This window comes from Herbaspirillum sp. RTI4, assembly GCF_034313965.1.
Taxonomy (GTDB): domain Bacteria; phylum Pseudomonadota; class Gammaproteobacteria; order Burkholderiales; family Burkholderiaceae_D; genus Herbaspirillum.
Genome location: NZ_JAVIWQ010000002.1, coordinates 1,204,398 through 1,217,860 on the forward strand (window position 1 = coordinate 1,204,398; position 13,463 = coordinate 1,217,860).

Sequence of the window (13,463 nt, forward strand, 5' to 3'; positions counted from 1 at the left end):
TAATGCCGGACTAATATTAAAAATGTTTGGAGCCGTCCATGATAAAAAAATCGCTTTGCGCCATTGTCCTCGCTGCCAGCTTTACCACTCCTGCCATGGCTGCACCGCAGGAAATCCAGTGGTGGCATTCCATGAGCGGCCAGTTGGGTGACTGGGTCAACGACCTGACCCGCGACTTCAACGCCAGCCAAAAAGACTACAAGATCGTGCCTAGTTTCAAAGGCTCCTACGATGAAACCATGCCGGCTGCGATTGCCGCTTACCGCTCCGGCAATGCCCCGGCCATCCTGCAAGTGTTCGAAGTCGGCACTGCCACGATGATGGCCAGCAAGGGTGCCATCGTTCCCGTGGGCGAAGTGATGAAACAGGCTGGTTTGCCGTTCGATGCCAAAGCCTATGTGCCGGCAGTGGCCGGCTACTACACGGCCCCGAACGGACAAATGCTGTCTTATCCGTTCAATAGCTCGACCACGGTCATGTTTTACAACCGCGATGCTTTCCGCCGCGCCGGCCTCGATGTCAACAAGCCGCCGCAGACCTGGCCGGAACTGGCGCTGGTCACGGCGAAACTGAAAGCGGCCGGTGAAAAATGTCCGTACACCTCTTCCTGGCAAAGCTGGGTGCAGCTGGAAAGTTTCTCGACCTGGCATAACGTCGAATTCGCTACCAAGAACAACGGCTTCGGCGGCACCAGCGCACGTCTGGCCTTCGATACCCCGCTGCATGTGCGCCATATCGAAAACCTGGCCAACATGGCCAAGCAAGGTCTGTTTGTCTACAAGGGCCGCGGCAATGTGCCGGATGCTTCCTTCATCTCCGGCGAATGCGCGATCCTGACCGGTTCCTCCAGCACCTTCGGCGCGATCAAGAAAAGCGCGAAGTTCGACGCCGGCATTGCCAATCTGCCGTATTACCCTGATGTGCCGAATGCCCCGCAAAACACCTTGCTCGGTGGTGCCAGCCTGTGGGTGATGGCAGGCAAGTCGCCGGCTGAATACAAGGGTGTGGCGGCATTTTTCAACTACCTGTCCCGTCCTGAAGTGCAGGCGGCCAGTCATCAGCGCACCGGCTATTTGCCGATCACGATGGCGGCCTACGAGCTAACGGAGAAATCCGGCTTTTACAAGAAAAACCCCGGTGCCGATGTCGCCGTCACGCAAATGATCCGCAAGACGACCGACAAGTCGCGTGGTGTGCGGCTGGGTAACTTCCCGCAAATCCGTACCATCATCGATGAAGAGTTCGAGCAGATATGGAGCGGCAAAAAAACCGCCAAGGAAGGCATTGCTGCTGCTATCAAGCGCGGTAACGAACAGCTGGCGCGTTTCGAGAAAGCTAACAAATCCTGATGCGCAGTATTGCCTGGCGCTGATTAGGCGTACATGGCGTACATGGCTTCATAGTCGAGCGGGCAGCCGGTGATCCGGTTTGCCCGCCGATTTTTTTTTGGCGGATAAGTAGGATCGCTATGCAAAAACGCATGTTATTCAAATCGCGCTGGCTGCCGTGGGCATTGATGCTGCCGCAGCTCACGGTGGTGCTGGTTTTTTTCTTTTGGCCGGCGGGACAGGCGCTGCTGCAATCTTTGCAGATTCAGGATGCCTTCGGTACCGCACCGCAATTTGTAGGACTCGATAATTTCAGGGACTTGCTGGCAGATGATAATTATCTGGCCTCGTTCCGCATTACCGCGGTCTTTTCGGTGCTGGTGGCGGGTATCGGGCTGGGCGTGGCCTTGCTGCTGGCCGTTTGCGCCAACCGCGTTATGCGCGGCGCACTGGCTTATCGAACCATGCTGATCTGGCCCTACGCAGTGGCACCGGCGATTGCCGGTATCTTGTGGCTGTTCATGTTGTCGCCGTCGATTGGGGTGCTGGCTTATGCGCTGCGCACCGTCGGCATCGAATGGAATCAGGTCGTCAATCCGGGGCAGGCGATGGCGCTGATTGTCATGGCGGCGGTCTGGAAGCAGATCAGTTACAACTTCCTGTTTTTTCTGGCCGGATTGCAGGCAGTACCGAAGTCGCTGATCGAAGCGGCCGCCATTGATGGCGCCTCGCCGTGGCGTCGGTTCCGCGATATCGTTTTTCCCTTGCTGTCACCGACGACCTTCTTCCTGATGGTGGTCAATGTGGTGTACGCCTTCTTTGAAACCTTCGCCATTGTCGATGCCGCCACTCAGGGCGGGCCCGGCGTGGAAACCACGATCCTGGTGTACAAGGTGTTTCATGACGGTTTTCAGGGACTGGATCTGGGTAGCTCCTCGGCCCAATCGGTGGTGCTGATGGCGATTGTCATTGCGCTGACCATCATTCAATTTCGCTACGTCGAAAAGAAAGTGCAGTACTGATCATGGTGGAACGACGACCGTTTTTGAGTTTCCTTTCGCATCTGGTATTGCTCCTGGGCGTGCTGGTTGTGGCTTTCCCGGTCTACATTACCTTCATTGCCTCTACCCAAAGCAACGAGCAGATTCTCAATGCGCCTATGTCTTTGTTGCCGGGAACGCAGTTCTGGCATAACTATGTCACTGCGCTCTTGGGCGGTGGCGGCGAGTCGGGCCAGCCGGTGCTGCGCATGATGTGGGTCAGTCTGGTGACGGCGATGGTCATTGCCGTCGGCAAGATCATCATCTCTATGCTTTCTGCATTTGCCATCGTGTATTTCAAATTCCCTTTTCGCCGCACCTGTTTCTGGCTGATTTTCATCACGCTCATGCTGCCGGTGGAAGTGCGCATCACGCCCACTTACGCAGTGGTGGCCAGCTTAGGCATGATCAATACCTATGCCGGATTGACCATCCCCTTGATTGCCTCTGCCACGGCGACCTTCGTGTTCCGCCAATTTTTTCTGACGGTGCCGGAAGAGCTGGCGGAAGCGGCGCGCATCGATGGCGCTGGCCCGATGCGGTTTTTCTTCGACATCCTGCTGCCACTGTCTGCCACCAGTATCGCGGCGCTGTTTGTGATTCAGTTCATCTACGGCTGGAACCAATACCTGTGGCCGCTGCTGGTGACGACCAATGAAAACATGTACCCGGTCGTGATCGGCATCAAGCACATGATCGGCGGCGGCGACGCGCTCAATGAATGGAATCTGATCATGGCGACCACCATGCTGGCGATGCTGCCGCCGGCGCTGGTGATTTTGCTGATGCAGAAATGGTTCGTCAAAGGGCTGGTGGACGCGGAAAAGTAAGCAGCATCAGGCAACCACAGGCAACCACAGACAACCACAGATAACATCGGACAACACGAAGCGGCGCAAGCCGGACAGGCGGAGATGGAATGGCAACAGTCGAACTCAGGAATGTAGAAAAAAATTACGCAGGCGCGAAAGCGATCCACGGCGTCAATGTGCAGGTTAAAGACGGTGAATTTGTGGTCATCGTCGGCCCCTCGGGCTGCGGCAAATCGACCTTGTTGCGGATGGTGGCGGGTCTGGAAGAAATCAGCGGTGGGGAAATTCTGATCGACGACGCGGTCGTCAACGACAAGGAACCGGCCGAGCGCGATATCGCGATGGTGTTCCAGAACTACGCCTTGTATCCGCACATGAATGTGTTCGACAACATGGCTTATGGCCTGCGCATTCGCGGCATGTCGAAGGATGAGATCCGGCAGCGGGTCGATGCTGCCGCGGTCATTCTGGAACTGGGCGCGTTGCTGGAACGGCGGCCGGGACAGTTGTCCGGCGGTCAGCGCCAACGCGTCGCCATGGGCCGCGCCATTGTGCGGGAACCAAAAGTCTTTCTGTTCGACGAGCCACTCTCGAATCTGGACGCCAAACTGCGGGTGCAGATGCGGCTGGAAATCAAGCAACTGCACGCCCGACTTGGCACCACCAGTTTGTATGTGACGCACGATCAGGTGGAAGCGATGACGCTGGCGCAGCGCATGATCGTCATGAACGGCGGCGTGGCTGAACAAATCGGCACCCCTAAAGAAGTCTATGAAACCCCTGCGACGACGTTTGTTGCCGGTTTTATGGGATCGCCGCCGATGAATATTCTGGATGGACTGCTGACGCAAGAGGGTGCGGTGTTTGCGCTGTCCGACAGTGTCTCATTCCGTTTGCCAGCATCAGTTGGCAGTGTGGGAGGCATGGGCAGTGAGGCTGCACAAACGTATCTGCTGGGCATACGGCCTGAGCATCTCACCCCTGCGGCCGACGGCATTCCGTTTCAGGTGCAGTTGGTGGAATCGCTCGGTGCGGAATATCTGGTGCATGGCATGTGCCCTGGTCGCACAGGCGATCAGCGCATCGTGGTGCGCACGACTTCCGACACCATGCAGGCCGGACAGCGGCTGCATCTGAGTGCCGAGGCGAATCGTTTGCATTGGTTTGATGCGGCGACGCAACGGCGCGTAACGCGCTGACAGGCTCGCCGTCATTTGCCGTAATGGATTGTGACGGCGAGCATCTCGGTCCCACGCGCCCTGCTTTACAGGGGCGCCCGATGTCAGCAGAGTGTATTGCGATAGATTTTGAACGCCCTTTGGCCTGCCTGAAGAGGCGACGGATGCTCTGTTGCTGAATTTTTCCCTAGGGCAACTCTCCTTACTCTTGTAATATGCGTACATTAGTAATTACAAATTACTTCAAGGACGCCCGTCCGTAGCCTCGGCAAATCCACAGAGACTGCGGTTAACATGCCCAAACATCCTAAAAGAGATGCTTATCATAGTTAAGATAACCATCTGCGCTATTTACAAAACCCGCCTCAAATAATGTGACCCCGTTTGTCCGCTCGTTCTGGCCTTTTCAATGGGAAAGCTGCCAGCGACTCATGCCGGAGTTTTTCCGCATCTCAATTCTATTCATCCAAAATCATGTTCACATTTTTCGGTAATCTGGGTATCGGGCGCAGGCTCGGCCTGGGGTTTGCAGGCATCCTGTTTTTTTCGCTGATTACGATCGTCGTCAGTATTAACCGCCTCAATACCGTCGCGACTGCTGCGGGCGTGTTGCTGCATCAACCGCTGGCAGCGGAACGGTTGATTAGCGAATGGAATCGCTATATCCATTCGGCAGTGCGCCGGACCCAGGCCATCATCAAGAGCAGCGACCCGTCGCTGGAATCGTTTTTCGCTGAAGATGCGAAGGAGGGGGCGCAATCGTCCAATGAATTGCAAAAGGCCGTTGAAGGCTACATGCATACCGAGCAGGAAAAGGCCTTGATCAACAAGATCGCCGATATTCGCAAGCTGTATTTAGCCAGTCGCGAAGAAATCATGGTGCTGAAACGGGCGGGCAATCTCGAAGCGGCCAATGTGCTGCTCGATCAGAAATTTGTCCCCTTATCGAAAACCTTTGTCACCGCCATCGCAGAGCTGGGGACCGAAGAACGGCGTCAGATCGATGTGGCCACTGCAGGGATCGTGGACATCAATATCGCCAGCCGTAATCTGATGCTGGCATTGGGCGGGGTCATGCTTGCCTTTGGCCTAAGCTGCTGGTGGTTGCTGAGTCGCTCAATCACGATTCCGCTAGAGCGTGCGGTTGAAGCCGCAAAGCAAGTCGCTGCTGGCGATTTGACGTCCCGGATTGACAATAGCCGTCGTGACGAAACCGGGCAATTACTGGAAGCGCTGCACCAGATGAGCAGCAGCCTCTCGACATTAGTGGGTGGCGTGCGTACTTCGACCGGAACCATCTCGGTGGCCGCGCAGCAGATTGCCGTCGGCAATGCCGATCTGTCGCGTCGCACCGAAACGCAAGCGTCGGCCCTGGAAGAAACGGCTAGCACGATGGAAGAACTGACCAGCACCGTTAAGCAAAATGCGGACAATGCGCGCCAGGCCAATCAACTGGTGGTGTCGGCCAGTGGTGTGGCAATCAAGGGCGGTAACGTCGTCAAACAGGTGGTTGAGACGATGGGTTCGATCAAAACCAGTTCGAGCAAGATCGTCGATATCATCGGCGTCATCGACAGCATTGCCTTTCAAACCAATATTCTGGCTTTGAACGCGGCGGTCGAAGCGGCGCGTGCGGGCGAGCAGGGACGTGGCTTTGCGGTGGTCGCCAGTGAAGTGCGTTCATTGGCCCAGCGCTCGGCCTCGGCCGCCAAGGAAATCAAATTATTGATCGACGATTCGGTCGGTAAAGTGGAACAGGGCAGTCATCTGGTCGATGAAGCCGGGCGGACGATGGATGAGGTCGTCACCAGTGTCCAGCGGGTGGCCGATATCATGGGGGAGATCACCGCGGCGAGTCAGGAGCAAAGTAACGGTATTGAGCAAATCAATATCGCCATTGCCCAAATGGATGAAATGACCCAGCAAAACTCAGCGCTGGTTGAAGAAGCCTCGGCCGCAGCCGAGAGCATGCGTGATCAGGCGCATGTGCTGTTGGAGGAAATGAGTCAGTTCAAGATCATCGGAGGGGTGCAGTCGGCAGCACCGGTGCAGCGGTCGGTTACGGTTACGGTCCCATCCTATCAACGCACGCCGATCGCTAAACGCGTTACACCGTCGAGGCCGACGTCGGTAGTCAATATGGCGCCACGTATCATTTCAGCCAAAGCGGTATCGAAAGAGATCAAAAAGCTCCCCATTAATAATGACGGCGAATGGGAAACGTTTTAAGCAGTTTGCTGGGGGCTTGGGAAATTCTCAATCGGATGTGTAGAGGCCAAACCCACATAAACGCACACAAACGCACACAAACACAGAACCGCACAAATGCGCCTGAAAAAATAAAATGGCAGGATGTTTCTGATGCGAATTCGTCAGGCTTGGCGCTGATGGATTCGCATGCGGAAAAAAATATTCAGGCAAGCCCATGCGCCACAGCCGGGTAAAGTGCAGTATAAGATCGAAGTCCGCGTTGTTCTCACAGCGCAGCTGTCCCTGATCGCACCAAACATTACGGCGGATAAGACCGTATTGAGCGGGCAGGAAAAAGCAAAACCACTTCAGATATCTGCCCTTAATATGCATGTGAAAAAGCAATCGCGACTACTACAACTCAGCGTAAAGGCCGCCGGTTTGCTCTGCGCCAGTATCGTGCTGTTGGCCGCACCGTCCGTTGATGCCGCCGCTTTGCTGAGCTGCGATGTCACTTATGCCGGAGCGACGCAGACGATACAAACCGGCATTCGTAACGATCCCTACGCCATTGCGAGCGTTGATATCGGCGGGCGCTTCAGGTTCAAGGCGGTCATGATAGGCGGCGCTGGACAGATCGATTACATCAAGCTGTACGCTTACTTCCAAACCGATCATGGCGATCTGCCGATTCAGGAAGTGCGTTTCGAACCGCCCTTTCTCCTGAGTAAAACCGCCCAGTCTCTTGGCCCGCAAACGATGCTGTACGCGGGGCCGCTGGAACGTGAATTACAGTATCGCTGCAATCTGAAAGATGAATAAGATGCGCCATCTCCGCCCGACATTACAGTGGAATTTCCTTTGCTTGCTCGCTTTAATTGCTGCTCTGAGCGTTGTTAGCCGCAGCAGTCACGCACAGACAAAGCCTGAGACTGTCAGTATTTTGTTTGCCGGCGATATCGTGCTGGACGGCGCGCCCGGAAAATGGATTGCGGAAGGCAAAGATCCGTTCGCCAGTGTCGCCGGGATACTCGGCAGTACCGATATCCGTATCGCCAACCTGGAATGCGTGGTGGCCACCAGCGGCAAGCCCAGCGCGAAAATTTTCACCTTCCGCGCCGATCCGCACACGCTGCCAGTTTTGCGCCGCTATTTCGACGCCGTCACGATTGCCAATAACCACTCGGGGGATTTCGGCAAAGCCGCGTTTGTAGAAATGCTCGGCCATCTTGATCGACAAGGCGTGCCGCATTTTGGCGGCGGACATGACTTGCGGGAAGCGCATACGCCGCTGATTCTGGAGCGCAAGGGCATAAAAATCGCACTGCTCGGTTACGACGAATTCATGCCGCGCAGTTTTGAGGCAGATGCGAATGAAGCGGGAGTGGCCTGGAGCGAACAAGAGCAAGTGGTCGCCGATATTCGCCGGGCGCGCCAGCACTACCATGCCGATATCGTGATTCCCTTCATGCACTGGGGCTGGGAAAATGAGCCGCATTCCAATTCGCGTCAGCGCGATTTAGCGCATCGCATGATCGAGGCGGGTGCCAGCGCGGTGATTGGCGCGCATCCGCATGTGACGCAGGAAGTGGAAATCTATCAGGGCAAACCCATCATCTACAGCCTGGGCAATTTTGTGATCGACTCGCTGGACAACGACCCGCAAACCCACGGCTGGATTGCACGTCTTGAGTTGACTGCAAAGGGCGTGGTCGGATGGGATACGCGGGGTGCTGATATCAGCGAGGAGGGGATACCGTCCCCGACGCCAGAGCGGATAACGCCGTGCAGCGAGGTGGACGGCGCGGGGATAGGTTCGTGTAGCAATCGGATTGTTGGGTTTGAGGGGCGGCATTAAGCGGGATTGTGAATTTCTTCATTTCGCATCCTGTCGCTGCCCGGAATTTTTTCTTTCATTCGCTATTGGTGTAGCTGCTAATTTTTCTGATAACTCCGAAATTAGATCGGTATGAAAGATTTTGCTTTCTGCGCAAAGCGTCGAGATATTTACCGGATAGACGGTGGCAACAACATGCGCCGGTTTGCCGTCTTCGATACGCGCTTGTGGCTGCGCCAACATACCGCCCGTTTTGTCGGCCTAGCTGGCGGCATGTGATTTCACCGCTTCAGCGTGGCTGTGGGCCGTTCCTTTTTTTGGTAATGGCTTGTCATGGACTTTTATTTTGTGCAAATTATTTTTTAAATATTCATTGAATGAATAAAAAATAAATCTTTTTATGGTCTTATTCCATAGCTGCTATATGCCAAATAAATAGTTCTTTTCTTGCATAAAAAACGCTCAAAGTTTTTGTCGACTACTTTGTCTGTAGATTTGCATACTAAATGAGGTTTTTCATATTCATCATATTTAATAATGTACTTAAGATTAATATCATAATTCAATTCAATATTATCGCTTTTTAAACTCCAATTCAGTGTATATCCATCTGGAACTTTTATAATTTTTGGGTCATTTTTAATGATTGGATATTTTGTAGCTTCATTTCCATTTACTGTAAGTATGATTCTCATTTCCGCCGACTTAATATCGTACAAAATATAATCTGTCGTACTTTCTATTGTGGCTTTTGTTATTTCAAAAGGGGCGCAATATTTTTCCAATACCATGTGCGAAGATGAGACATCAATAACGCGAATATAGTATTCGCGACAGTAATCTTTTTCAGGTGAATAAGTAGCCCCAAAATTAAAAATTTCCTTAAATTCTGGGCTCTTTATTTCTAAATCTCCTTTTCCTGGATAAAACTGCATGGTTAAGCCTGTAGATTTTAAAAGGGGAATAAATAGCTTGCTTTTGTCAGTTTCAAGCGAATAAATTCGGGCATCTTTAAAGCTATTGGTATCTGATTCAGATTCTTTTATGTATTTTAAATTGCCATCTATTTTTATATTTTTTTTGGGTGTTAGTTTGCAATAACTTCCTGTGCAATCGATTTCTTTTGAAGGTAATTTATTATTGGTTTGTGAAAATGAATTATTGAATAAAAATAAATAAAAAAACAATATACATGTGATTTTAGTCATACTTTTTTACCTTATTGATATTTGTACAGTTGTTAATAAATAGGAAAGGATGGACCCTATTTTTTAATCCTGTTGGTGTTTTATTGGGGCTATCCAATATTTCAAAAGGAAAATACCTTTCGTGAGTGAAGGTTTCCATTTCATTCTTACCTCCAGTTGTTCCTATTTTTCCAATTTGTCAGATGGACGTGGAATGCTTCGTTTTCGGGATGCAGCATCAGGTTGTTATCCGTGTGAACAGTGGTGACGACATGCACAGGTTTGCCGTCTTCGATCCGCGTTTGTACCTGCGCTAGCTTGCCGCCGGTTTTGTCGGCCTTGCTGGCGATCTGGGTTTTCACTGTTTAATCGCGGGCGTTGGCCGTTTTTATGGGGACAAGAGATTATCATGGACTTTTATTTTTTGGATTAATATTTAAATAGTTGTTAAATATTTATTAATAAATTAAATATAATTAAATTAATTTTATTGTAATATTTTATTGCTGTTATAAATAACGTCATAAGTCCTTACTGAGCATAAAAAACCTTCAAAATTCCCGTCAACTACTTTATCTGTGGATTTGCAATCTAAGTAGGGGTTTTTATCTTTATCTATTTTTCTTGTAAACTTGAGATTAATATTGTATTCATATGAGATATGATCGCTATCTACATTCCAATTCAGGATATATCCGTTTTTAATTTTTTTGATTTTCGGATCATTTTTAATTAATGGATATTTCATGGTTTCATTTCCGCCATCTGTTAGTATGATCCGCATTTCTGCCGACTCCATATCGTACAATATATAATCTATATTGCTCTCCATTCTGCTTTTCATTGCTTGAAATGGGATGCAATATTTCTCTAGCACCATGTGTGTGGATGAGGCATCAATGATGCGAATGTAATATTCCCGGCAATAATCTTTTTCAGGGGAGTAAGTATCGCCAAAATCAAATATTTGTTTAAATCCTGGTTTTCTTATTTCTAAATGTCCTTTCCCCGGATAAAACTGAATAGTTAATCCAATATTTTTTATAATTGGGATGATGAGCTTATTTTTATCAGTTTCAAGGGAATAAATATGAGCATCTTTAAAGCTATTTGTGTCCGACTCAGATTCTTTTATGTATTTTAAATTCCCATCTATTTTGATATTTTTTTCGGGCGTTGGTTTGCAATAATTTTCTGTGCAATCGATTTTCTTTGAAATTAATTTATTATTGGTTTGTGAAAATGAATTATTAAATAAAAATAAATAAAAAAACAATATGCGTGTAATTTTAGTCATAATTTTTTGCCTTCGATGCTGGTTTGTACCTGCGCTAGCTTGCCGCCATTTTTTTTAGAAAATAGGTTGCAATGGACGTTCATTGCTTGAGATTTAATCATCAATAAATATTTATTTATAAAAATTTATAATTTAAAAATTTATTTTGTTTGGTTAATTATTTTTATATATTAGATCATAAAATCCAAAAGAACATAAGTCGCCCTTATCATATACATTGCCTACTTTTTGTTTGGAACTACAGAGCAAATATGCTTTTTTTTCTTTATTAAATTTCTTTATATATTTAATATTTACGTCCCAATTGTATTGATCTGTTTTCGTTGTGAATATCCAATCTAAATTATATCCATTATTAATTTTTTTTATTTCTGGATCTTTTTTAATAAATGGATATTTAGTATCTTTATCATTGGCGATGTCAATATATATTATTTTCATTTCTGCTGATTCCATATCGTACAATATGTAATGTACATCTTGCTCATAAATATTTTTCATTATTTCAAAGGGAGTGCAATATTTTTCTAACACCATGTGGGAAGATGATGCGTCAATAACTCGAATGTAATATTCACGACAATAGTTTTTTTCAGGCGCATAAGTTTCGCCAAAATCGAATACTTGTCTGAAGCCGGGTTTTTTTATTTCTAAGTGTCCTTTTCCTGGGTAATATTGAATTATTAATCCAATAGATTTTATTAGTGGGATAATCAATTTATTTTTATCTTTTTCAAGGGAGTATATCCTTACTTCTTTAAAGCTATTTGTATCAGATTCAGAATCTCTTATATATTTTATATTGTATAGCGCATTTTCTGATGCTTCATTATTAATTCTAATTTGTGAGAAGGAAGAATTCAAAGTTAAAAAATATAAGGATATCGTTAATATAATTTTTTTCACGCTTTTTTAACCTCTTTAATATTTGTGCAGTTATTAATAAATGGTAGGGGATCTGCCCTATTTTCTAGTCCGGTTATAAATCTAATTGGATTTATTCGTACTTCAAAATGTAAATGTCCTCCTTGAGCAATGGTTTTCATCCCATTAGCATTTCCTGTCGTTCCTGTTTTTCCGATTTTCTCCCCGGCATAAACCGTTATAGGTTGCCCATCTTTACGCGGAGGATATTCATATTCACTTAAATGCGAATACGCAAAACCTATTATTTTTGTGTCTCCTTTATTGCCATTTTCTTTATGTATTTTTTTTACCAATGCAGCTTTGTCGGATGGAAGGTCATCTATTTTTACTTGAAGAACAAGTCTATTTCCATAATCTACATCTGGAGCATCTGGATACATCCTGATTATTCCATTAGCAACTGCAATAATCGGCGTTCCCGTATCTGCCGCCAAATCAATACCTTGATGCGCTTTTTTTCCATCTTTTCTCGTCATGCCAAATAACGCTCCCTTGATGCTCCTGAGGTGGTGCACCCGAAGCGTACAAACCTCCAGCGGATCAAACCACTTAGATTCATCGTCGCTGTGACTTGCCGCCACAGATTCCGTTTGTGGCGTTGCTGGCATTGCTTTCGAGGGCGAATCGTTTGATTCAGTTTTTGGTGCAACGGGTGCAGACGGTTTGGCGGGGGAATGCGCAGGCGGTACAGCCGGTTTTTTTACCGCCGGCGCGCTTGGTGCTGGATGCTTTGCCGCGACGGCTTTGCGTGGTGCCGGTTTGGGGATTAAGGGTTGCACGCATATATCGGCAATGATTTCTGCTGTAGTCCGCACGGGTTTGGCGGATTTGTCGATGTCCTTGACCATAAAATGCCGGACATTGATATGGGTGTCCGTGTGCGTGTAAAGCCAGCCCTTGTAAGCCGCGAGGGGGTCGGAACCATACTGTTTGATGTACTCCTGTGTCCGGGTTTCACTTTTGCCTAATTGCCCTTTCAAGCGCGTGGTGGCTTCCTTGGCGTCGTAGGGATTGTCTTTCGACAATAGACGGGCCAATCCACCGACTCCTTCATGGTGCAAGAGATAGGCAATTTTGGCTTTTTCGTCCGGCGGCAAACCGGAAACGGCAATCCGACTCGATTTTTCAAATTGCTCCAGGTTGGCTTTGGCATAGACGGCGGCCGCATCGATGGCGTATTTGGCTTCCAGTCTTTTTTCCAGCAACTCTTTTTCTGTTAGGCCTTTGCAATCCTTGCAAAGCTGCGAGGCCGTATTGTTAAAGACGGCTTTCCATGCGGGGACAAAAAACTGCGCCAGTCCCTGCGGCCTGCTCGGAAATTGTTCATTGCTGCGTTCGTCCCAAGCCCCAGACGAATCTTTCTTACGCGCTTCCGCATCGATCATTGCCGCCAACGCCTGGGGGCTCAGGCCGTGTTTGGCCGCGGCGATCAGATCGGCGCGGAAGGGCTCGTTTCCCGGGCACAGCAGCAGGTTGTTATCCGTATGGACGGTGGCGACGACATGCACCGGTTTGCCGTCTTCGATGCGCGTTTGTGCCTGCGCTAGCTTGCCGCCGGTTTTGCTGACAATATAGGATTTCATCAGTTTTAGTGCGGACGGTAGTTGTTCCTTTTTTTAGGAGATTGTCTTGGACTTTGATTTTGCTGGATCGAATTCTAAAAATCC

At 48.9% G+C, this 13,463-nt stretch carries 13 protein-coding genes; 7 read left to right on the top strand and 6 right to left on the bottom strand.

The window, feature by feature from the left end; all coding sequences use genetic code 11:
- Window positions 1–38 precede the first annotated feature (38 nt).
- The 7 genes from ugpB to RGU70_RS05720 all read left to right on the top strand — a co-directional run bounded on the left by ugpB (window position 39) and on the right by RGU70_RS05720 (window position 8,406).
- Complete coding sequence (gene ugpB, locus RGU70_RS05690) at window positions 39–1,349, top strand: sn-glycerol-3-phosphate ABC transporter substrate-binding protein UgpB (protein ID WP_322208423.1); 1,311 nt, start codon at window positions 39–41, stop codon at window positions 1,347–1,349.
- A 119-nt stretch (window positions 1,350–1,468) separates the two neighbouring features.
- On the top strand, window positions 1,469–2,350 hold the full coding sequence (gene ugpA, locus RGU70_RS05695; protein WP_322208424.1) for a sn-glycerol-3-phosphate ABC transporter permease UgpA: 882 nt from the start codon (window positions 1,469–1,471) through the stop codon (window positions 2,348–2,350).
- 2 nt (window positions 2,351–2,352) lie between these two features.
- Complete coding sequence (ugpE, locus tag RGU70_RS05700; RefSeq protein ID WP_322208425.1) at window positions 2,353–3,198, top strand: sn-glycerol-3-phosphate ABC transporter permease UgpE; 846 nt, start codon at window positions 2,353–2,355, stop codon at window positions 3,196–3,198.
- Window positions 3,199–3,287: 89 nt separating this feature from the next.
- Complete coding sequence (locus RGU70_RS05705; protein WP_322208426.1) at window positions 3,288–4,379, top strand: sn-glycerol-3-phosphate import ATP-binding protein UgpC; 1,092 nt, start codon at window positions 3,288–3,290, stop codon at window positions 4,377–4,379.
- Window positions 4,380–4,832: 453 nt separating this feature from the next.
- Window positions 4,833–6,587, top strand: a complete 1,755-nt coding sequence (locus RGU70_RS05710; protein ID WP_322208427.1) for a methyl-accepting chemotaxis protein — start codon at window positions 4,833–4,835, stop codon at window positions 6,585–6,587.
- Window positions 6,588–6,755: 168 nt separating this feature from the next.
- On the top strand, window positions 6,756–7,370 hold the full coding sequence (locus RGU70_RS05715; RefSeq protein WP_322208428.1) for a hypothetical protein: 615 nt from the start codon (window positions 6,756–6,758) through the stop codon (window positions 7,368–7,370).
- A gap of 43 nt (window positions 7,371–7,413) precedes the next feature.
- The gene (locus tag RGU70_RS05720; protein WP_322208429.1) at window positions 7,414–8,406 is read left to right on the top strand and encodes a CapA family protein; all 993 of its coding nucleotides are present in this window, start codon (window positions 7,414–7,416) and stop codon (window positions 8,404–8,406) included.
- Between the two features lie 18 nt (window positions 8,407–8,424).
- Here the strand turns inward: RGU70_RS05720 and RGU70_RS05725 are convergent, their stop codons facing one another.
- From RGU70_RS05725 to RGU70_RS05750, 6 genes are all read right to left on the bottom strand, one after another.
- Window positions 8,425–8,628 (bottom strand): hypothetical protein, encoded by a 204-nt coding sequence (locus RGU70_RS05725; protein ID WP_322208430.1) that lies wholly within the window; start codon window positions 8,626–8,628, stop codon window positions 8,425–8,427.
- Between the two features lie 155 nt (window positions 8,629–8,783).
- Window positions 8,784–9,593, bottom strand: a complete 810-nt coding sequence (locus tag RGU70_RS05730; protein ID WP_322208431.1) for a hypothetical protein — start codon at window positions 9,591–9,593, stop codon at window positions 8,784–8,786.
- 146 nt (window positions 9,594–9,739) lie between these two features.
- Window positions 9,740–9,934, bottom strand: coding sequence for a hypothetical protein (locus RGU70_RS05735; protein WP_322208432.1), 195 nt, complete (start codon window positions 9,932–9,934; stop codon window positions 9,740–9,742).
- Window positions 9,935–10,059: 125 nt separating this feature from the next.
- Window positions 10,060–10,869, bottom strand: coding sequence for a hypothetical protein (locus tag RGU70_RS05740; RefSeq protein WP_322208433.1), 810 nt, complete (start codon window positions 10,867–10,869; stop codon window positions 10,060–10,062).
- 153 nt (window positions 10,870–11,022) lie between these two features.
- Window positions 11,023–11,775 carry a hypothetical protein gene (locus RGU70_RS05745; protein WP_322208434.1) on the bottom strand — a complete coding sequence of 251 codons (753 nt, stop codon included), beginning with the start codon at window positions 11,773–11,775 and terminating at the stop codon, window positions 11,023–11,025.
- Window positions 11,772–13,379: a hypothetical protein gene (locus tag RGU70_RS05750; RefSeq protein WP_322208435.1), complete on the bottom strand. Its 1,608-nt coding sequence runs from the start codon at window positions 13,377–13,379 to the stop codon at window positions 11,772–11,774. Before RGU70_RS05750 ends, RGU70_RS05745 begins: the two co-directional genes overlap by 4 nt.
- Window positions 13,380–13,463 lie beyond the last annotated feature (84 nt).

Coding starts and splice junctions, on each gene's coding strand:
- RGU70_RS05730 (WP_322208431.1), bottom strand. CDS start 9,593: ATGACTAAAATCACATGTATATTGTTTTTTTATTTATTTTTATTCAAT.
- RGU70_RS05750 (WP_322208435.1), bottom strand. CDS start 13,379: ATGAAATCCTATATTGTCAGCAAAACCGGCGGCAAGCTAGCGCAGGCA.
- RGU70_RS05705 (WP_322208426.1), top strand. CDS start 3,288: ATGGCAACAGTCGAACTCAGGAATGTAGAAAAAAATTACGCAGGCGCG.
- RGU70_RS05715 (WP_322208428.1), top strand. CDS start 6,756: ATGCGGAAAAAAATATTCAGGCAAGCCCATGCGCCACAGCCGGGTAAA.
- ugpA (WP_322208424.1), top strand. CDS start 1,469: ATGCAAAAACGCATGTTATTCAAATCGCGCTGGCTGCCGTGGGCATTG.
- RGU70_RS05740 (WP_322208433.1), bottom strand. CDS start 10,869: ATGACTAAAATTACACGCATATTGTTTTTTTATTTATTTTTATTTAAT.
- ugpB (WP_322208423.1), top strand. CDS start 39: ATGATAAAAAAATCGCTTTGCGCCATTGTCCTCGCTGCCAGCTTTACC.
- RGU70_RS05710 (WP_322208427.1), top strand. CDS start 4,833: ATGTTCACATTTTTCGGTAATCTGGGTATCGGGCGCAGGCTCGGCCTG.
- ugpE (WP_322208425.1), top strand. CDS start 2,353: ATGGTGGAACGACGACCGTTTTTGAGTTTCCTTTCGCATCTGGTATTG.
- RGU70_RS05725 (WP_322208430.1), bottom strand. CDS start 8,628: ATGTTGGCGCAGCCACAAGCGCGTATCGAAGACGGCAAACCGGCGCAT.